18 protein-coding genes are annotated in these 19,627 nt (G+C 74.4%); 17 read left to right on the top strand and 1 reads right to left on the bottom strand.

Annotation, left to right across the window (positions count from 1 at the left end; genetic code table 11):
• Positions 1–14: 14 nt before the first annotated feature.
• From ligA to E5225_RS12290, 14 genes are all read left to right on the top strand, one after another.
• On the top strand, positions 15–2,393 hold the full coding sequence (gene ligA, locus E5225_RS12355; protein ID WP_424945111.1) for an NAD-dependent DNA ligase LigA: 2,379 nt from the start codon (positions 15–17) through the stop codon (positions 2,391–2,393).
• Between the two features lie 113 nt (positions 2,394–2,506).
• Complete coding sequence (locus E5225_RS12350) at positions 2,507–2,929, top strand: YbaB/EbfC family nucleoid-associated protein (protein WP_135971970.1); 423 nt, start codon at positions 2,507–2,509, stop codon at positions 2,927–2,929.
• Positions 2,930–2,975: 46 nt separating this feature from the next.
• Entirely contained in the window at positions 2,976–3,311 is a 336-nt protein-coding gene (locus E5225_RS12345) for a hypothetical protein (RefSeq protein ID WP_135971969.1), read from the top strand.
• The gene (locus E5225_RS12340; RefSeq protein ID WP_135971968.1) at positions 3,308–4,963 is read left to right on the top strand and encodes a hypothetical protein; all 1,656 of its coding nucleotides are present in this window, start codon (positions 3,308–3,310) and stop codon (positions 4,961–4,963) included. The genes E5225_RS12345 and E5225_RS12340 overlap by 4 nt, the downstream gene beginning before the upstream one ends.
• Entirely contained in the window at positions 4,960–5,658 is a 699-nt protein-coding gene (locus E5225_RS12335) for a hypothetical protein (protein WP_135971967.1), read from the top strand. Before E5225_RS12340 ends, E5225_RS12335 begins: the two co-directional genes overlap by 4 nt.
• On the top strand, positions 5,655–6,614 hold the full coding sequence (locus E5225_RS12330) for a hypothetical protein (RefSeq protein WP_135971966.1): 960 nt from the start codon (positions 5,655–5,657) through the stop codon (positions 6,612–6,614). Before E5225_RS12335 ends, E5225_RS12330 begins: the two co-directional genes overlap by 4 nt.
• A gap of 33 nt (positions 6,615–6,647) precedes the next feature.
• Complete coding sequence (locus E5225_RS12325; RefSeq protein ID WP_135971965.1) at positions 6,648–7,973, top strand: GNAT family N-acetyltransferase; 1,326 nt, start codon at positions 6,648–6,650, stop codon at positions 7,971–7,973.
• Between the two features lie 61 nt (positions 7,974–8,034).
• Entirely contained in the window at positions 8,035–8,457 is a 423-nt protein-coding gene (locus tag E5225_RS12320; protein ID WP_135971964.1) for a pilus assembly protein CpaE, read from the top strand.
• 45 nt (positions 8,458–8,502) lie between these two features.
• Positions 8,503–8,802: an Asp-tRNA(Asn)/Glu-tRNA(Gln) amidotransferase subunit GatC gene (gene gatC, locus E5225_RS12315; protein WP_135971963.1), complete on the top strand. Its 300-nt coding sequence runs from the start codon at positions 8,503–8,505 to the stop codon at positions 8,800–8,802.
• Positions 8,799–10,328 (top strand): Asp-tRNA(Asn)/Glu-tRNA(Gln) amidotransferase subunit GatA, encoded by a 1,530-nt coding sequence (gene gatA, locus E5225_RS12310; protein WP_243738039.1) that lies wholly within the window; start codon positions 8,799–8,801, stop codon positions 10,326–10,328. The genes gatC and gatA overlap by 4 nt, the downstream gene beginning before the upstream one ends.
• Positions 10,328–11,839 (top strand): Asp-tRNA(Asn)/Glu-tRNA(Gln) amidotransferase subunit GatB, encoded by a 1,512-nt coding sequence (gene gatB / locus E5225_RS12305; RefSeq protein ID WP_135971962.1) that lies wholly within the window; start codon positions 10,328–10,330, stop codon positions 11,837–11,839. Before gatA ends, gatB begins: the two co-directional genes overlap by 1 nt.
• 154 nt (positions 11,840–11,993) lie before the next feature.
• Positions 11,994–12,539, top strand: a complete 546-nt coding sequence (locus tag E5225_RS12300; RefSeq protein ID WP_135971961.1) for a GNAT family N-acetyltransferase — start codon at positions 11,994–11,996, stop codon at positions 12,537–12,539.
• A gap of 70 nt (positions 12,540–12,609) precedes the next feature.
• Positions 12,610–13,551, top strand: a complete 942-nt coding sequence (locus E5225_RS12295) for a 2-hydroxyacid dehydrogenase (protein ID WP_135971960.1) — start codon at positions 12,610–12,612, stop codon at positions 13,549–13,551.
• Between the two features lie 111 nt (positions 13,552–13,662).
• Positions 13,663–15,195, top strand: a complete 1,533-nt coding sequence (locus E5225_RS12290) for a peptide MFS transporter (RefSeq protein ID WP_243738037.1) — start codon at positions 13,663–13,665, stop codon at positions 15,193–15,195.
• A gap of 22 nt (positions 15,196–15,217) precedes the next feature.
• Here E5225_RS12290 and E5225_RS12285 read toward each other — a convergent pair whose 3' ends face one another.
• On the bottom strand, positions 15,218–16,198 hold the full coding sequence (locus E5225_RS12285; protein WP_135971989.1) for a LacI family DNA-binding transcriptional regulator: 981 nt from the start codon (positions 16,196–16,198) through the stop codon (positions 15,218–15,220).
• Between the two features lie 141 nt (positions 16,199–16,339).
• Between E5225_RS12285 and E5225_RS12280 the strand changes: the two genes are divergently transcribed.
• The 3 genes from E5225_RS12280 to E5225_RS12270 are packed head-to-tail and all read left to right on the top strand — an operon-like array spanning position 16,340 to position 19,580.
• Positions 16,340–17,644 carry an ABC transporter substrate-binding protein gene (locus E5225_RS12280; RefSeq protein WP_135971958.1) on the top strand — a complete coding sequence of 435 codons (1,305 nt, stop codon included), beginning with the start codon at positions 16,340–16,342 and terminating at the stop codon, positions 17,642–17,644.
• Between the two features lie 5 nt (positions 17,645–17,649).
• Positions 17,650–18,702: a carbohydrate ABC transporter permease gene (locus E5225_RS12275; RefSeq protein ID WP_243738036.1), complete on the top strand. Its 1,053-nt coding sequence runs from the start codon at positions 17,650–17,652 to the stop codon at positions 18,700–18,702.
• Positions 18,699–19,580 (top strand): carbohydrate ABC transporter permease, encoded by an 882-nt coding sequence (locus E5225_RS12270; RefSeq protein ID WP_135971957.1) that lies wholly within the window; start codon positions 18,699–18,701, stop codon positions 19,578–19,580. Before E5225_RS12275 ends, E5225_RS12270 begins: the two co-directional genes overlap by 4 nt.
• The last annotated feature ends 47 nt before the right edge of the window (positions 19,581–19,627 follow it).

The raw sequence follows: 19,627 nt of genomic DNA, 5'->3' as shown, positions 1-19,627 counted from the left end.
CATCCGGTGGAGACGTGACCGACGAGGACCTGACCAGCACGGACGTGACCGGAGCGGAGCCCGCCGCCGCGCCGGCGCCCGCCGCACCGGCGCCCGCCTCACCCGAGGCCCGGCGCCGCTGGACCGAGCTCGCGGCGTCGCTCGAGGCCGACCAGTTCGCGTACTACGTGCAGGACGCGCCGGCCTCGTCGGACGCCGACTACGACGCCCGCATGCGCGAGCTGGCCGCGCTCGAGGACGCGCACCCCGACCTGCGCACCCCGGGGTCGCCGACGCAGCGCGTGGGCGGGACGTTCTCGACGGAGTTCGCCGCGGTCGACCACGTCGAGCGGATGCTGTCGCTGGACAACGTCTTCTCGGCGGAGGAGCTGGCCGCCTGGGCGGACCGCGTCGTGCGGGACCTCGAGACGCAGGACGTGCATTGGCTGTGCGAGCCGAAGATCGACGGCCTGGCGATCGCGTTGCTGTACGAGCGGGGGCGGCTGGTGCGCGCCGCGACGCGCGGCGACGGCCGCACGGGTGAGGACGTGACGCTCAACGTCCGCACCATCGGCACGATCCCGCACGTGCTGGCGGGCGACCCCGCCACGCACCCGGAGCTCATCGAGGTCCGCGGCGAGGTCTTCTTCCCGGTGGAGGCGTTCGAGGCGCTGAACGCGGCCCAGGTCGCCGCCGGGAAGCCGCCGTTCGCCAACCCCCGCAACGCGGCCGCGGGCTCGCTGCGGCAGAAGGACCCGCGCGTGACGGCGTCGCGCCGGCTGCGGATGTACGCGCACGGCATCGGCGCGCTGCGCGGCGGGCCGGAGATCACCCGGCAGTCGCAGGTGTACGCCCTGCTCGCCGGCTGGGGCGTGCCCGTGTCGCCGCACACGCGCGTGGTCGACGCGTTCGCCGACGTGCAGGCGTTCGTCGCGCACCACGGCGAGCACCGGCACGACGTCGAGCACGAGATCGACGGGGTCGTCGTCAAGGTCGACGAGCGCTCCGCGCAGCGCCGCCTGGGCGCGACGAGCCGGGCGCCGCGGTGGGCCATCGCGTACAAGTACCCGCCGGAGGAGGTCAACACCCGGCTGCTCGCCATCGAGGTGGGCATCGGCCGGACCGGGCGGGCGACCCCGTTCGGCGTCATGGAGCCCGTCGTGGTGTCGGGGTCGACGGTCCGGCAGGCGACGCTCCACAACCAGGAGGTGGTCGCCGCCAAGGGGGTGCGGGTCGGCGACATGGTCGTGCTGCGCAAGGCGGGCGACGTGATCCCGGAGATCGTGGGCCCGGCGCCCGCCGCGCCGGGTGACGACGTGCCGCGCGTCACCTGGCACATGCCGGCGGACTGCCCCGAGTGCGGCACGCCGCTGCGGCCGATGCGCGAGGGGGACATCGACCTGCGGTGCCCGAACGCGCGCACGTGCCCGGCGCAGGTGCGCGGTCGCGTCGAGCACATCGGCTCGCGCGGCGGCCTGGACGTGGAGGCGCTCGGTGAGGTCACCGCCGCCGCGCTGACGCAGCCCGAGGTGCCCGCCGACCCGCCCGTGCCCAACGAGGCGTACCTGTTCGACCTCGTCGGGTACCCGCTCGACGCGCCCGCGGACGAGGTCGCGCGCGTGCGCGGGCGCAGCACCGCGCTGCTCGCCCAGGTCGAGGTCGTCGTGCGCGACCCCGAGACCGGGCTGCCGCGCGAGGACGAGGACGGGCGCGTCCGGCGGCGCGCCCCCTTCCGGCGCACGCTCAAGCACACGAAGGCCGCCCTGGCGGCCGCCGCCGCCGAGGGCCGCACGCTGCCGGGCTGGGAGCCGTCGGAGTCGGCGCGCACGCTGCTCGACCAGCTCGACGTCGCGAAGACCAAGGACCTGTGGCGCGTGCTCGTGTCGCTGTCGATCCGCAACGTCGGCCCGACGGCGGCTCGCGCGCTCGCGACGCGGTTCGGCTCGATGGAGGCGCTGCGCGCGGTCGTCGAGGGCGACCCCGCGCAGGCCGTGGCGGACCTGGCGCAGGTCGAGGGGATCGGCCCGGTGATCGCCGAGTCGCTCGTGCAGTGGTTCACGGGCCCGGAGGGCGACTGGCACCGCGAGGTCGTCGACCGGTGGGCCGCCGCGGGCGTGCGGATGCGCGACGAGCGGGACGAGGCGCCGGCGCCCACGCTCGAGGGGCTGACGCTGGTCGTCACCGGCTCGCTCGAGGGCTTCAGCCGCGACGGCGCCAAGGAGGCGATCATCGCGCGCGGTGGCAAGGCGTCGGGCAGCGTGTCGAAGAAGACGGACTACGTCGTCGTCGGGGAGAACGCCGGGTCGAAGGAGGCGAAGGCGCTCGAGCTGGGCCTGCGCATCCTCGACGAGGCGGGCTTCGTGGCGCTCCTGGCGGGAGGGCCCGCGGCCGTCGCCGAGCCGGCGGACGGCTGAGGCACCCGTCCGGGCGCACGCCGCGAGCCGAGGTTCGGCCGTGCGGGTGATGTGCGTGTCCGGTGCGCGGGCGGCCCGCGCGATCTGCCGGCCCGTCGGTAACCTCCAGGACCATGACGGTTCCCCTCGGCGACGGCTTCGACACGGACGGCCTCGTGGCCCGCATCGAGGAGCAGGTGGCTCAGGCCCAGGAGAACGCCCGCCGCGCCGAGCAGGTCCGCGACCAGTTCGAGCAGGTCCGCGGCCGCGCGGCCTCGCCGCACGGGGAGGTGCGCGTGACCGTGGAGACGACGGGCCGCATGACGGCCCTCGAGCTCGCCGACGACGCGCTCCGGCTGGACGCGCGCGACCTCGCGGCGCTGATCCTCGAGACGGTCGCCACGGCCCAGCGGCAGGCCGCCACCGAGTCGATCGCGCTCGTCGAGGGGACGTTCGGCGCGGAGTCCGGCGTGGCGGCGAACCTGCGCTCCGAGCTGGCGCGCATGGCGCCGCCCGAGGACCCGCGCGCCCAGCGCGACGAGATCCGGTGGTCATGACCCCGCGCCCGCGGACCGCGGGTCGTCGGCCGAGCGGAGGGGACGCATGAGCCAGGACCGGATCGTGCTGGACAGCGACGTCATCAACGCGCACGTGGGGCGCGTCCGGTCGGTGTCGACCGACATCGGCACGGCGCACTCCGCCGCGGGAGGCCTGAACCTCGGCGGTGGCGCGTTCGGCGTGCTGTGCGCCGTGCTGGTGCCGCCGGCGCAGCTCGTCTCGCAGCGTGCGCTCGGCGCGATCCAGGAGGCGCAGGACCTCGTCGACCGCAGCGCCGACCAGATCGCGGCCGTCGTCGCGGACTTCGCGGCCCTCGAGGAGGAGATCCGCGCGGAGCTGGAGCCCATCTCCTCGGCCGTGCAGGCGGTGCAGTACCGGTGACCGCGAACCCGTTGGTCGCGCCCGTCGTCGACACGACGACCCCGTTCCAGGGCGCGTTCATCCTCGAGTCAGGCGAGGCGCTGGTCACGGCGATCAACAACGAGTCGTGGATCGAGGGCGGCCTCGCCGCGTTCACCCTCGCGCTCGACACCGTCGCGACCGCGATGGACCCGTTGGGCTCGTTGGTCGCCGCGGGTCTGGGCTGGGTGATGGAGCACATCGAGCCGTTGAAGGGCTGGCTCGACGACCTGACGGGCGACGCCGACGAGGTGATGTCGTTCGCGGGGACCTGGGGCAACGTGTCGACGTCGCTGGCGGGTTCGGCAGCCGAGCTGCGTCGGGTGCTGGGTGACCTGGACGCGTGCGACGGTGCGACCATCGAGGCGTACCGGCGCTTCCAGCAGGACGCGGCCGACCACGTCGCTGCGGCGGGGGACTGGGCGTCGGCGATGTCGACGGGCATGCAGGTGGCCTCGACGATCGTGCAGATCGTGCACGACCTCGTGCGGGACGCGATCGCGCAGGTCGTGGGGTCGGTGGTCTCGTACGCGGCGGAGCTGGTGCTGACGCTGGGTGCGGCGGCGCCGTACGTGGCGGCGCAGGCGTCGTCGAAGGCGGCGGCGCTCTCGGCGCGGTTGATGACGACGATGACGCGCCTGGTGCGGTCGATCGGGAGCCTGCGGGGCATCCTCGACGAGCTGGGCACGTTGTTCCGCGGCGCCGGCGAGCTGTTCGGGTCGCTGCTGAAGACGCTGAAGAAGCTGACCCTGCCCGGGTTCGGTCGCTCGACGCCGAACGGCCCGGACGCACCGAACGGCCCGGACGTCCCGGACCCGCGCACGCCCGGCGGGCCGGCGACCCCGCAGGCACCGGGAGGCGGTGGCACTCCCGACGGTGGGGCGCCCGGTGGTGGTGGCTCCGCCGGTGGCGGTGGCACGTCCGGTGGTGGCGGCTCCGCGGGTGGCGGTGGCACGTCCGGTGGTGGCGGCTCAGCCGGTGGTGGGCCCTCGGTCGGCACCCCGCCGATGCCGCCGCGGAACCCCGAGGTCGGGTTCGAGGTCCCGGAGGTCGACCCGCCGCGGCCGCCCGACGGCCCCGAGGGCGGCCGCCCGGGCGACGGCACCGACCCCGCGGACGGCACCGACCCCGCGGACGGCACCGACCCCGCCGACCCGGCGGACGGCACCGACCCCGCCGACGGCACGAACCCCGCGGACGGCACGGCGCCGGACCCCCTCGCCCACAAGCCGGAGGGCGTCAGCGAGGAGGACTACCTGCGCGTGCGGGACGAGTCGGTGCACAACGCCGACTCCGACCGTTACATGCTCGGGAAGTTCAACGCCGACGGGCGCAGCTACGTCACCGAGGCGGGCGACGACCACACGTACTTCTCGCTCGGCACCGAGTGGGACGACATCAAGACGGCTCAGGGGCTCGACGACAGGGGGATGTTCGAGGCGTACAACCTGCCGTTCCTCGAGGACGCCGTCGCCAGCGGCAAGCCGATCGACTTCTCGCACGACCCGCGCGGCTACATCGGCTCGGCGCTCGGCGACGAGTACGAGTTCCTGCTCGGCCCGCCGAACAACTACGAGTTCATCGACAACGGCTCCACCTGGACGATGGTGCCGCCCGGCAGCGGGCTCCGGTGACCGGGCCGTGGCCGGACCACCCCGGTGACCTCTTCCGGCTGGTCGCCCCGCCGCACGCCGTGGCGGCGCACGTCGTGTCGCAGGCGGCGGCGACGGGCGACGCGCGCTCGGCGAGCGGCCTGCTGTACCTCGCGGCGGCGTTCACCCTCCGGCTGGAGGAGGACGGTGCGGTCCTCGAGCTGAACGGCCCCGAGGGCGCCGACGTGCTGCGCGGTACCGGGAGCTGGCAGCAGTCGGTCCCCGAGCTCGTCGCGGGCGCCACCGCACGCGTGCGGGACGCGCTGCCGGCGCGGTACCTCGACTGGTTCGCCGCGCGCTCGGCGATGCCGCCGGACGAGGCGCTGCACGACGCGCCCGACGTCACGTCGGTCGAGCAGGTGCTGGCGCTGGTCCGCGAGCGCTTCGGCGACGTCATGTCCGAGCCGGAGGTCACCACGGGCGACGGCGGCGACGACACGGTCCGCACCCGCCTGTACGACGTCTTCGACCTGCGGACGGGGCTGGAGCGCCCGCGCGGGAACTTCTTCCGTGCCCTGCGCGTGCCGCAGGGCTTCGCGCTGGGCACGTTCCCCGGCGAGCCCAGGTGGTCCGGCACGACGCCGGGGTCGGTCCGCCGGGCCTACCGTGTGCTCGACGAGTACTGCCGTGCCCGCCTGGACCTGCCTCCGCGGGCCGACGACGAGGAGACCCCGTGACCGTTCCCGGCGCCGACCAGCCGGCCGCCTTCTTCGACCTGCCGCGGGCGGAGCGTGTGCGCGCCGAGCAGGCCCTGTCGGTGGAGCAGTACGTCGACGCGTACGTCGTGCCGTTCGTCGAGGACGCCATCGCCTCCGGCAAGCCCGTGACCTTCCCGGTCGACCCGTGCACGGTGCCGGACGACGGTGTGCTGGCCCGCCAGCTCGAGGTGCTCACGGCGCACGGCCTGCTCGTCGACCGCGACGTGCACGAGGACGGCCTGTGGCACGCCGTCCGGCCCGAGGACCGCGCCGCGTCGCCCGCGCTGCAGTGGGCCGGCTGGTGCGCGGAGGCGGCGACCGCGGTGCTCGGCGACGACGTCGCCGAGCCGCGGCTGCGCTCCGCGTCGGCGGCTGCCGAGGGTGTGCTGCTGGGGGCGTACGTCGTCACGGTCGGCGTGCGGGCCGGTGGCGCGTGGGCTCGCGTGGACGGTTTCGGGCTCCCGCCGGTCGAGCTGAGCGCCGAGGGCGAGGACGTCTCCGCGGCGGTCCGCGACGTGCTCGTGCAGGCACGTGACCGCGCGGCCGCGACGCTGCCCGACGCCTACCTCGCGCGGTACCGCCGCGACCCGCGTGGTGCGGGCGTGGCCGTGCGCGGGTACGAGCCGGACCCCGGCCTGCCCGGCCTCGAGGCCGCGCTCACGCGCTTCCTCGGCGAGGACTGGGCGGTGCTGGGCCGCCGGCAGGACGAGGACGTCGCCGGGCTCGCCCTGGGCGTGCGCCACCGGTTCAGCGCCCACCTCGCCGTGCGCGGCCCGGAGCGGGCGCTCGCGCGGTCCGTGGACGTCGGCGCCGACCGGCACCTGTACGCCCTGTTCGGCGGGCGCATCCCGCTCGACAGCGCGCCCGTCTCCGTCGAGCGGGCGGTCGCCGAGCTCGCGGAGTGGGTGACGCTGCGCACGGGCGCAGCCCGCTGACGACGTGGCGGCCGGCACGACCGAGGGGGACCGATGAGCGCGCGGGGTGACGCCGCGACGCTGCGCGGCCGCGCGTCCCTGCGGGGGCCGGCACGCGTGCGCCGGGCCGGCCCGCAGGACGCCGCGGAGCTCGCCGCGCTGGTGGGCGACGTGTACGTCGCGGACGGCCTGGTCCCCGCCGACTCGCCCTACCTGGTGCAGCTGCGGGACGCCGCCCGCCGGGTCGCGCACGCGCACGTGCTGGTCGCCACGGTCCCCGCCGGCGACGGCGCCGAGGACGTCGTCGGCACGATCACGCTCGCGGCCGCGGGCACCCCGTACGCCGAGATCGCGACCGGCGGCGAGGTCGAGCTGCGGATGCTCGTCGTGCGCCCGGACGCGCGCGGCCGTGGCCTGGCGGCCGAGCTCGTGCGTGCGGCCCTGGCCGAGGCGGCCGCGACGGGTGCGCGCCGGGCGGTGCTCACGACGCTCGACGCGATGCGCACCGCGCAGCGGCTGTACGAGCGGCTCGGCTGGGTCCGCACGCCCGGGCGCGACTGGGCGGTCCGGGGCCTGGCGATGCTCGTCTACACCTGGGACGTCCCCGCGGCGCCGGGCGCGCTGACGGAGGCGGCGACGTGGCCGCCGGTCCGGGTCGAGCACGTGGGGCCGTGGCGGGCGGGCCTCTCCGACGGGCTCACGCAGCGCGCCAACTCCGTCCTCCCGCTCGGCAGCCCGGCCGACCTCGCGGCCGCCGTCGACGCCGTCGAGGCGGTGTACGCCGCGGCCGGCCGACCGGCCGTCTTCCGGGTCGGTGACCCCGACGCCGCGCCCGGTCTGGCGGACGAGCTCGACCGGCGCGGGTACGCGTGCGGTGCCGTCACCGACGTCCTGGTCCGGGACGTCCACCACCTCCTCGACGCCGGCGTCGGGTACGGCCCCGGCGCGCTGCCCGACGCGGCCGTCGCCCTGCACGTCGCCGACGAGCCGGACGACGCGTGGCTCGGCACGTGGGTCGGCGCCACGGGCGGCCGGCGGGACACGGGTCGCCGGCTCCTGACGGGCGCGCCCGCCCTGTACCTGACGGCGGCGGGCGCCGACGCCGCCCCCGTGGCGATCGTCCGCGTCGCGCTCGCCGACGGCTGGGCCGCGCTGTCGTGCCTGCAGGTCGCGCCGGCGGCGCGCCGCCGGGGGCTGGGCACGGCGCTGACCGTGGCGGCGCTGCGGGCCGCGCGCGACCGGGGCGCACGGCGGGCGTTCCTCCAGGTCGAGGCCGACAACGCGGCGGCCCGGGTGCTCTACGCCGGGCTCGGCTTCGCGCCGGCGCACCGCTACGCGTACCGCCGCCGGCTGGTCGCGGCCGGCCCGGCCACCTGCTGACGCACCGGGCCGGGCGCCCTCGCGCGGTGGCGCCGCGGGCGCCGGCGCCGATACTGGACGGATGATCTCGACGGACCTGGCGATCGCCCTGCAGGCCGCCGGCCTGCGCTGGCAGCCCCGCCCCGGCGACCGCTTCACCATCCAGGGCGCCGACCTGTCCGGGGACGTCTTCACGATCTCCGACATGGTCGTCGAGCCCCACGAGTACCCCACGGGGACGATCCTCGGGTTCAACGGCACGACCGAGTGGGCGCTGGACTCCGTGCGCCAGGAGGACGCGCTGTGGCTGCCGCGCGAGGACCAGCTCCGTGAGCTCCTCGGCGGCACGTTCCGCAGCCTCGCGCGCTCGACCGACGGCTCCTACCAGGTGCTCATCGAGCTGGCCGGGCAGCCGGCCCGGGTGTTCACGGCCGGCACCGCCGCGGACGCCTACGGCGAGGCGCTGCTCGCGCTCGTCTCCGCCGCGCTGGACCGCACGGCCTGACGTGGGGCGGCGGGCGCCGGTGCCCGCACGTCTAGACTCGCCCCCATGTCCACCCTCTCCCGCGACGAGGTCGCGCGCGTCGCCGCGCTCGCCCGGATCGACCTGACGCCGGGCGAGCTCGACCGCCTCGCCGGCGAGCTCGACGTCATCGTCGAGTCGGTCGCCCGGGTGTCCGAGGTCGCGACGCCCGACGTCCCCGCGACCAGCCACCCGCTGCCGCTGACCAACGTGTTCCGCGCCGACGAGCCCGTCGCGCCGCTGGACCGCGACGAGGTGCTCGCCCAGGCGCCGGCCGCCCAGGACGGCAAGTTCCTCGTCCCGCAGATCCTGGGGGAGGAGGCGTGAGCGCCGTGGAGAGCCCCCTGACCCACCTGCCCGCGTCGGAGCTGTCCCGGCGGCTCGGCGCGCGCGAGGTGAGCAGCGTCGAGCTGACGCAGGCGCACCTCGACCGGATCGCCGCCGTGGACCCGCAGGTGCACGCGTTCCTGCACGTCTCGGCCGACGAGGCGCTGGCCACCGCGGCGGACGTCGACGCGCGCCGCGGCGCGGGCGAGGAGCTGCACCCGCTCGCGGGCGTGCCGATCGCCGTCAAGGACGTCGTCGTCACGCGCGGCCTGCCCACGACGGCCGGCTCGCGCATCCTCGAGGGCTGGGTGCCGCCGTACGACGCGACGCTCGTCGAGCGGATCAAGGCCGCGGGCCTGCCCATCCTCGGCAAGACCAACATGGACGAGTTCGCCATGGGGTCGTCGACCGAGCACTCGGGATACGGCAACACCCACAACCCGTGGGACCTCGACCGCATCCCCGGCGGCTCGGGCGGCGGCTCGGCCGCGGCGATCGCGGCCTACGAGGCCCCGCTGGCGATCGGCACCGACACGGGCGGCTCGATCCGCCAGCCGGCCGCCGTGACCGGCACGGTCGGCGTGAAGCCGACGTACGGCAGCGTGTCCCGGTACGGGCTCATCGCGCTCGCGTCGTCCCTCGACCAGGCGGGGCCGTGCACGCGTTCCGTGCTGGACGCGGCGCTCCTGCACGAGCTCATCGGCGGGCACGACCCGCGCGACGCCACGTCGCTGCCGGACCCCGCGACGGGCTTCGTCGCCGCCGCGAAGGACGGCATGAGCAGCGACCTGCGCGGCCTGCGCGTCGGCGTCGTCAAGGAGCTGCAGGGGGAGGGCTACCAGCCGGGCGTGCTCGCGCGGTTCGAGGAGTCGCTCGACGCCCTGCGCAACGCCGGCGCCGAGGTCGTCGAGGTCTCCTGCCCGCACTTCACGTACGCGCTCGCCGCGTACTACCTGATCCTCCCGGCGGAGGCGTCGAGCAACCTCGCGAAGTTCGACGGCATGCGCTTCGGCCTGCGCGTCGAGCCGTCCGAGGGGCCCGTCACGGCCGAGCGCGTCATGGCGGCCACGCGCGGGCAGGGCTTCGGCGACGAGGTCAAGCGGCGCATCATCCTCGGCACGTACGCGCTGTCGGCGGGCTACTACGACGCGTACTACGGCTCGGCGCAGAAGGTCCGCACCCTGATCCAGCGCGACTTCGCCGCCGCCTTCGCGCAGGCGGACGTCCTGGTCTCGCCCACGGCGCCGACCACGGCGTTCAAGCTCGGCGAGAAGCTCGACGACCCGCTCGCGATGTACCTCAACGACGTCGCCACGATCCCCGCGAACCTCGCGGGCGTGCCCGGCATGTCGCTGCCGAACGGCCTGTCGGACGACGGCCTGCCGGTCGGGTTCCAGATCCTCGCGCCCGCGCGCGAGGACGCCAGGCTGTACCGCGTGGGCGCCGCGCTCGAGGCGCTGCTGGAGTTCGGCTGGGAGGGCCCGCTGCTGCGCCGCGCGCCCGAGCTGACGGGAGAGGTCGCCTGATGAGCACGACGACGAGCGTCGACCTGGTCGACTACGACGACGCGGTGGCCCGGTTCGACCCGGTCATCGGCATCGAGGTGCACGTCGAGCTCGGCACGCGGACCAAGATGTTCGACGGCGCCGAGCAGTTCTTCGGCGAGGAGCCCAACACGCAGATCACGCCCGTGAGCCTGGGGCTGCCGGGGGCGCTGCCCGCCGTCAATGGCACCGCGGTGGAGTACGCGATCCGCATCGGCCTCGCGCTCAACTGCTCCATCGCGGCGTCGTGCCGGTTCGCCCGGAAGAACTACTTCTACCCGGACGTGCCGAAGAACTTCCAGACGTCGCAGTACGACGAGCCCATCGCGCACGACGGCTGGGTCGACGTCGAGCTCGAGGACGGCACCACGTTCCGCGTCGAGATCGAGCGCGCGCACATGGAGGAGGACGCGGGCAAGAACACCCACGTCGGCGGCTCCACGGGCCGCATCCACGGCGCCGAGTACTCCCTCGTGGACTACAACCGGGCCGGTGTGCCGCTCGTCGAGATCGTCACGCGGCCCATCACGGGCGCCGGTGCGCGGGCGCCCGAGGTGGCGCGCGCGTACGTGCAGACCCTGCGTGACCTGTTCCGCGCGCTCGGGGTCTCCGAGGCCCGCATGGAGCGCGGCAACGTGCGCGCCGACGTCAACGTGTCCCTGCGCCCGACGCCCGAGTCGGCCCTCGGCACCCGCACGGAGACGAAGAACGTCAACTCGTTCCGCTCGGTCGAGCGCGCCGTCCGCTACGAGATCGGCCGCCAGGCGGCCGTGCTCGACGCCGGCGGCACGATCGTCCAGGAGACGCGGCACTGGCACGAGGACACGGGCAGCACGACGTCCGGACGCGTGAAGTCCGACGCCGAGGACTACCGGTACTTCCCGGAGCCCGACCTCGTGCCGATCGTCCCCGACCCGGCCTGGGTCGAGGAGATCCGCGCGACGCTGCCCGAGCTGCCCGCCGCGCGGCGCCGCCGCCTGCAGGAGGCGTGGGGCTACGCGGACGCCGAGATGCGCGACGTCGTCAACGCCGGCGCCGTGGAGCTCATCGAGTCGACCGTCGCGGCGGGCGCCTCGCCGGCCGCGGCCCGCAAGTGGTGGATGGGTGAGCTCGCCCGCACGGCGAAGCAGCAGGAGGTCGAGCTCGCCGAGCTGCCGATCACGCCCGCGCAGATCGGGTCCCTGCAGCAGCTCGTCGACGCCGGCCGCATCAACGACAAGCTCGCGCGCCAGGTGCTCGAGGGCGTGCTCGCGGGGGAGGGCGACCCCGAGGAGGTCGTCGTCGCGCGCGGGCTCGGGGTCGTCTCGGACGACGGCCCGCTGCTCGAGGCGATCGACGCGGCGCTCGCGTCCCAGCCCGACATCGCCGCGAAGATCCGCGGCGGCAACCTCGGCCCCGTCGGCGCGATCATCGGCGCCGTCATGAAGGCCACCCGCGGCCAGGCCGACGCCGGCCGCGTGCGCGAGCTCGTGCTGGAGCGCGTGCAGGGCTGAGGGCCGCCACGGCCGTCCGCACGGCGCCGGGACCCGCCCGCGAGGGCAGGGCCCCGGCGCCGCGGCGCAACATCCGGGTCACACGCCCGCCCTACGATGACGCGACGGCGCCGTCCCGGCGCCCGGACGGGCGCACGAGCGGCGGAGGTACGGGATGCAGAAACCCACGTTGCAGGGGGAGATGATCGTCCTGCGGCCGGTCCGCGCCGACGACGTCGACGCGATGTGGGACATGCTCACCGACCCCGAGGGGAACCGGCTGACCGGCACCACCCGCACGGTCACGCGCGAGGAGGTCGCCGCGTGGTGCGCGAGCCGGGAGGCCGCCGAGGGCCGGTACGACTTCGCCGTCACGGCGAACGGCTCCGACGAGTACCGCGGGGAGATCGTCCTCGACGAGGTCGACGAGGACGTGCGCTGCGCCGGCCTGCGCCTGGCGATGCGCCCCATGTACCGCGGCCGCGGCTACGGCACGGAGGCGATCGAGCTGGTGCTCGGGTTCGCCTTCGACGGCCTGGGCATGCACCGCGTCGAGCTCGAGGCGCTGAGCATCAACGCGCGCGCCGTGTCGCTGTACGAGAACATCGGCTTCCGGGTCGAGGGCCGCCGTCGCGACGGCTACCGCGACGGCCCCGGCTGGTGCGACGCGATCGTCATGTCGATGCTCGAGGACGAGTTCCGCGCACGGCAGCCCGACTGACCTCGGCGCCGCCCGCGCCCGCGCGTCCGACCTGCCCGAACCCCGTCACGACCGTAGGGACCCCCCGCACGTGCTGACCGTCACGATCCCCGACGAGGACCTGCTCGGCCGCCTCGCCGACCTCGCCGCCGCCCACCTCGACGACCTGCGGCTCGTGCCCTGGGACCTGCGCGGCCCGCTCGACCCGGCGGACGCGGCGGACGTCGACATGGTGGTCGTGCCGCACTACTTCGTGGGCGCGCGCGGGTTCGCGGTCCTGCGCGACCTGCCGCGCCTGCGGTGGGTGCAGCTGCCGAGCGCCGGGTACGAGCACGCGCTGCCCCACCTGCCGCCCGGCGTGACGCTGCTCAACGGCCGCGGCGTGCACGACGCGGGCACCGCGGAGCTGGCGGTGGCGCTCACGCTCGCGGTGCAGCGGGACCTGCCCGGCGCGGTGCGCGCACAGGACGCCGGCCGCTGGGAGAACCCGTTCGGGCCGTCGCTCGCAGATCGGCGGGTCCTCGTCGTGGGGCAGGGCTCGGTGGGCCGGGCCATCGGCGCGCGGTTCGCACCGTTCGAGGTCGAGCTCGTACGGGTCGCGTCGACCGCGCGGGACGACGCGGACGGGCACGTGCACGGCGTCGACGAGCTGGGCGACCTGCTGCCCGACGCGGACGTCGTGGTGCTCGCGATCCCGCTGTCCCGCACGTCCTACCACCTGCTCGACGGCGAGGCGCTGGGCCGCATGAAGGACGGCGCGCTGCTGGTCAACGTCGCGCGCGGCAAGGTCGTCGACACCGACGCGCTGGTCGCCGAGCTCGCTGCCGGGCGCCTGCGGGCCGCGCTCGACGTCACCGACCCCGAGCCGCTGCCCGCCGACCACCCGCTGTGGCGGGCGCCGGGTGTGCTGATCACCGCGCACCAGGGCGGCAACACCGACGCCACCTTCCCGCGCGTCGCCGCGCTCGTGCGCCGCCAGCTCGTGGCGCTGCTCGCCGGCCGCGACCCGGACAACGAGGTCGCGCGCACCTGACGCCGGCACCGTGCGCGCTGCCCACCCTGCCCGCGCCGCCCGCGCCGTGTGGCCGAGCACACGTCGAGCCTGCGTGCGCACCCGGGAGCCGACGGGGTGACGATGGGAACCATGAGCAATGCCGCCGATCTGCCGACGCAGCCCGCTCCGCGTGACGGGCGGTCGATCCTGGGGCACCCGGCCGGGCTGTTCACGCTCTCCGGCACGGAGCTGTGGGAGCGGTTCAGCTACTACGGCATGCGGGCGATCCTCTTCTACTACCTGACCGACACGGTCGAGAACGACGGCCTCGGGATCGACGAGGCCACCGGCCTGGGCCTCGTCGCGGTGTACGGGTCGGCCGTCTACCTCCTGACGGTCGTCGGTGGGTGGGTGGCGGACCGGCTCATCGGCGCGCGCCGCGCCACGCTCTACGGCGGCGTGGTCATCGCGGCCGGGCACGTGTGCCTGGCGCTGCCGACGGCCACGACGGCGTACCTCGGCATCGTGCTCGTGGCGATCGGCACGGGTCTGCTCAAGCCCAACGTGTCCAGCATGGTCGGGGAGCTGTACCGGCGCGACGACCCGCGGCGCGACTCCGCGTTCTCCATCTTCTACATGGGCATCAACATCGGCTCTGTCGCCGCGCCGATCCTGGTGGGCCTCGCGCGCAGCATCGGCGGCTACCACGCCGGGTTCGCGGTCGCCGCGGTCGGCATGGCGCTCGCGCTCGGGGTCTTCGTCGTGGGCCGGGGTCTGCTGCACGGTGCGGGGGAGGAGCCGCCGAACCCGCTGACGGCCGCGGACCGGCCGGGCCTCGTGCGCACGGGCCTGCTCCTGCTCGCCGCGGTCCTCGCGGCCGTCGCCCTGGGGTGGCTCGCCACCACGGCGACGGACCGCGCCGAGGGCCCGCTCGACGTGGTCATCAACGGGCTGTCGTACCTGGCGTTCGCCGCCCCGGTCGCGATGTTCGCCGTCATGTTCCGCTCGCCGAAGGTCAACGCCGCCGAGCGGTCGCGCCTGCGGGCGTACGTGCCGCTGTTCGTCGCCGCGACGCTGTTCTGGATGATCTTCGAGCAGGCCTCGAGCACCCTGGCGGCGTACGCGCGCGACCGCACCGACCTCGAGGTGCTGGGGACGACGATCTCGCCGGAGGTGTTCCAGTCGGTCAACCCCGCGGCGATCATCGTGCTCGCGCCGGTGTTCGCCTGGCTGTGGCTGCGGACGGGGGACCGCCCGTCCACGGCGGCGAAGTTCGCCCTGGGGCTCGGCCTCGCGGCGCTCAGCTTCCTCTTCCTCGCGGGCGCGACCGCCGCCGTCGGCGACGGGAAGGCGCCGTGGTGGGTGCTCGTCGTCGTGTACCTGCTGCAGACCCTCGGCGAGCTGTGCCTGTCGCCCGTGGGCCTGGCCGCGACGACGCTGCTCGCGCCGCAGGCGTTCCGTGGTCAGGCCATGGCGCTGTGGTTCCTCGCCCCGGCCGCCGGTAACGCGATCACGGCCCAGCTCGTCGGCGCGACGCAGGACGTCCCCGTGGTGACGTACTTCGGCGGGATCGGCCTGGTCGCGCTGGTGCTGGCCGGCGTCATGGCGGCGCTCGCCCCGTGGGTGACGCGGCACATCGCCGCGGGTGCGGAGACGGACGACGAGGTCGCCGCGCGCGCCTGACCGGGCGCCGCGGGGCCGGGCGTCAGCCGACGGGCGCCGCCGTGGACGCGCGCACGACGAGCTCGGTCGGCAGGCGCAGGTGCGACTCGCGCTCACGCCCGGCGACCAGGTCCACGAGCAGCTGGAGCGCCTCGGCGCCCATCTGCTGCAGCGGCTGGTTGATCGTCGTCAGCGGCGGCGTGCACAGCGCCGACTCGGGGACGTTGTCGAAGCCGACGACGGAGACGTCGCGCGGCACGTCCAGCCCGAGCTCCTGCGCGACGCGGACGAGCTCGATCGCCGACAGGTCGTTGGCGGCGAAGACCGCGGTGGGGCGCTGCGCGCGGTCGAGCAGGTCGTGGGCGGGTGCGGCCGCCGTCTCGGGGCGGTACCCGCCGTTGCGCACGAGCGACTCGTCGACGTCGACGCCGGCGGCGGCCATCGCGTGGCGGAAGCCGCGTTCGCGCTCGCGGGCCGACTCCAGGTCCGGGCGGCCGCCGAGGAACCCGATGCGCCGGTGCCCGAGCCCGAGCAGGTGCTCGGTGGCGGCGACCGCGCCGGCGAAGCTGTCGGCGTCGACCGTCGGCAGGCCCGAGGGGCCGGCGTGCGGGTCGACGGCCACGACGGGGATGCCCGGGACGGCCTCGACGACGGTCGGGGTGACGATGATCGCGCCGTCGATGAGGGTGCCCGACAGGCGCGAGAGGTAGCGGCGCTCCCACCCGACGTCTGCGTGACCGCCGCCACCGGAGTACGCGAGGAGCTCGTAGCCCGTGGCGCCGACGGCCCCGGAGGCACCCTTGAGCAGCTCGGTCGAGAAGGGCTCGAACTCGGCGACGAGGATCCCGAGCACGTTGGTGCGGGAGCTGCGCAACGAGCGGGCGCCGAGGCTCGCCTCGTAGCCCAGCTGGGCGATGACGCCCTGGACGCGCTCGAGGGTGCTCTGCGAGACGCCGTACCGGCCGTTGACCACCTTGGACACGGTGGCGACCGACACCCCGGCAGTTCGGGCGACATCGGCCATCTTGACGCGGGGAGCGAGGTCCACGTGGGTGATCGTAGAGCAACTGTGTCGATAACGTTATCGACATCGATTGACACGCCTTCTGGACGGCTGATTACCTAGCGACGTCCCTCCCTCTCAAGGACGACGAGGAGATCGAAGATGATGCGGACTACCGCCCTCCGCGCCGTGGCGCTGGGCGCAGGAATCGCGATGCTCGCCACCGCCTGCAGCTCTGGCGGCACCGGCGGCAGCGACGAGACCGCCGGCGCCGACGGCGAGAACGTCACCCTCCAGTGGTGGCACAACTCGAACACCGGCGAAGGCAAGGACTACTACGACCAGGTCGCCGACCAGTTCGAGCAGGACAACCCGGGCGTCACGATCGAGGTGAGCGCCCTGCAGCACGAGGACATGCTCACGAAGCTCGACGCGGCGTTCCAGACCGGGGACACCCCCGACGTCTTCATGGAGCGCGGCGGCGGCGAGCTCGCCGCCCACGTCGAGGCCGGTCTCGTCAAGGACCTGACCGAGCCGGCGTCCGAGACGATCGCCAACATCGGCGGCGTCGTCGACGGCTGGACGTACGAGGAGAAGGTCTACGCGCTGCCGTTCTCGATCGGCGTCGTCGGCTTCTGGTACAACAAGGCCCTCTTCCAGCAGGCCGGCATCACCGCGACCCCCACGACGATGGAGGAGCTGAACGCGGCCAACGACAAGCTCAAGGCCGCGGGCATCGAGCCGATCTCCGTCGGCGCCGGCGACAAGTGGCCGGCCGCGCACTACTGGTACTACCTCGCGCTGCGCGAGTGCTCGAAGGACGTCATGGGCGAGGCGATCACCAACCTCGACTTCTCGGACGAGTGCTTCACGCGTGCGGGTGCGGACCTCGAGGCGCTCGTCGGCACGAAGCCCTTCAACACCGGCTTCCTCGCGACCGTGGCGCAGACCGGCCCGGCCTCCGCGTCGGGTCTGCTCGCGACCGGCAAGGTCGCGATGGAGCTGGCGGGCCACTGGGAGCCCGGCGTCATGAAGGGCCTGACGGAGGACAACCTGGGCCTCGGTGAGAACACCGGCTGGTTCGCGTTCCCGGCGGTCGACGGCGGCGAGGGCGACCAGTCCGCGCAGCTCGGCGGCGGCGACGCGTGGGCCTGCTCGCAGGAGGCGCCCGACGTCTGCGTCGACTTCATCGAGTACCTGCTCTCGGACGAGATCCAGAAGGGCTTCGCCGAGTACGACATGGGCCTGCCGACGAACCGCTCCGCGAGCGCGTTCGTCAAGGACCCGGCGCTCGCCGGCCTGCTGGCCGTCCGTAACGACGCCCCGTACATCCAGCTCTACCTGGACACGGAGCTCGGCGAGAACATCGGCGGCGCCATGAACGACGCGATCGCCGCCGTCTTCGCGGAGCAGGGCTCTGCTCAGGACGTCGTCGACGCGATGACCACCGCCGCCGCGAACGAGTGAGCGACGTGGCCAGCGACCTGACCCCCCGCATGCAGGGGACGGGAACCAGGGGCGCAGCCGCGCGAGCACGCACCGGCGCCGCCGGCCAGGGATCGTCCTGGCCGGCGGCGGCCGGTCCGCGCGACGCGGACGCCCAGCACCGCTCCCGCCAGTGGCGCCAGCGGCTCGAGATCGCCTTCTTCGTGACCCCGGCTCTCGTGCTGTTCGCGGTGTTCGTCGTCGTGCCGATCGTGCAGGCCGGCCGCTACTCGCTGTTCAAGTGGAACGGCCTGGGCCCGATGGACGACTTCGTCGGGTTCCAGAACTACGCGAACGCGCTCGCGGACGCGATCTTCCAGCGGGCCGTGACGAACAACCTCCTGATCGTGGTGCTGTCGATCGCGATCCAGCTGCCCATCGGGCTCGCGATCGCGCTGCTGCTCAACCGCAAGTTCGCCGGCCGCACGGCCATGCGCGTCATCGTCTTCGTGCCGTACGTCCTCGCCGAGGTCGTGGCCGGTGTGGTGTGGGCGCTGCTGCTGCAGCCGAACGGCCCCCTCGACGCCGTGCTGGACGCGGTGGGGCTCGGGTTCGTCAAGCAGGTCTGGCTCGGCGACCCCGGCTTCGCGCTGTGGACCGTCATCGGCGTGCTGACGTGGAAGTACGTCGGTCTCGCGATCGTGCTGCTCCTGGCCGGCCTGCAGAGCGTCCCGGAGGAGCTCAACGAGGCCGCGTCGATCGACGGCGCGTCGTGGTGGCAGGTACAGCGCAAGATCACGATCCCGCTGCTCGGCCCGACGATCCGCACCTGGATCTTCCTGTCGATGATCGGCTCGCTGCAGCTGTTCGACATGGTGTGGATCCTCACCAAGGGCGGGCCCGCGAACGCGACCGTGACCATGGCGACGTACCTCATCAACCAGGGCACCGAGCGCAGCCAGTACGGCTACGCGTCCGCCGTCGCGGTGATCCTCTTCGCCATCTCCTTCATCCTGGCGATCCTCTACCAGACGTTCGTGCAGCGGCCGGACAACGACGGTGCGTCCGTGGTCCGTCGCCGCAGGAAGGTGACCCGATGACCGCCGTGGCAGCCCCGCCCCGTGGCGCGCGCCCGCCGCGCGCCGCCCGTGCGCGCGCCGACCGACGCCGCGTCGGCCCCCTCGTCTACGTCGCCGCCGTGGTGGTCGCGGTCGCGACGCTGGCCCCGGTGGTCTACGCGGTCATCAGCGGCTTCCGCTCCAACGGGCAGCTCGCGGAGAACCCGGTGGGTCTGCCGAGCCCGTGGGTCGTGCAGAACTACATCAACGTCCTGACGCAGAGCAACTTCTGGCAGTACGCGCTCAACTCGTCGATCATCGCGCTCATCACGACCGCGGTCGTCGTCGTCATGGGCGTCATGGCCGCGTACCCCCTGGCCCGGTACCAGTTCAAGGGACGCGAGGGCCTGTACATGGTCTTCGTGCTCGGCCTGCTGTTCCCGGCGACCGTCGCGATCATCCCGCTGTTCCTGCAGATCCGGGACCTCGGCCTGGTCAACACGTTCTGGGGCGTGGCACTGCCGCAGGCGGCGTTCGCGCTGCCCGTCACGGTCGTCATCCTGCGCCCGTTCCTCCAGGCGCTGCCCAAGGAGCTCGAGGAGGCCGCGTCGATCGACGGCGCGTCCCGCATCGGGTTCTTCTGGCGGATCCTCCTCCCGCTGTCCGGGCCGGGCATGGTGACCGTCGGCGTGCTGGCGTTCGTCGGCTCGTGGAACGCGTACCTGCTGCCGCTGCTCATCCTCAACGACCAGGCGATGAAGACGCTGCCGCTGGGCGTCGCGGACTTCTCGACGCAGTACGCCTCGGACACCGCGGGCGTGCTGGCCTTCACGTCGCTGGCCGTCATCCCCGCGCTGGTGTTCTTCCTGACGATGCAGAAGCGGATCGTCAACGGCCTCCAGGGCGCCGTCAAGGGCTGAGTGCCGTCAAGGGCTGAGTGCCTCGTGGGCTGAGCGCCGTCGGGGCC

It is taken from the genome of Cellulomonas shaoxiangyii (assembly GCF_004798685.1).
Classification (GTDB): Bacteria; Actinomycetota; Actinomycetes; order Actinomycetales; family Cellulomonadaceae; genus Cellulomonas; species Cellulomonas shaoxiangyii.
This window is presented reverse-complemented; position numbering and strand designations above follow the sequence as displayed.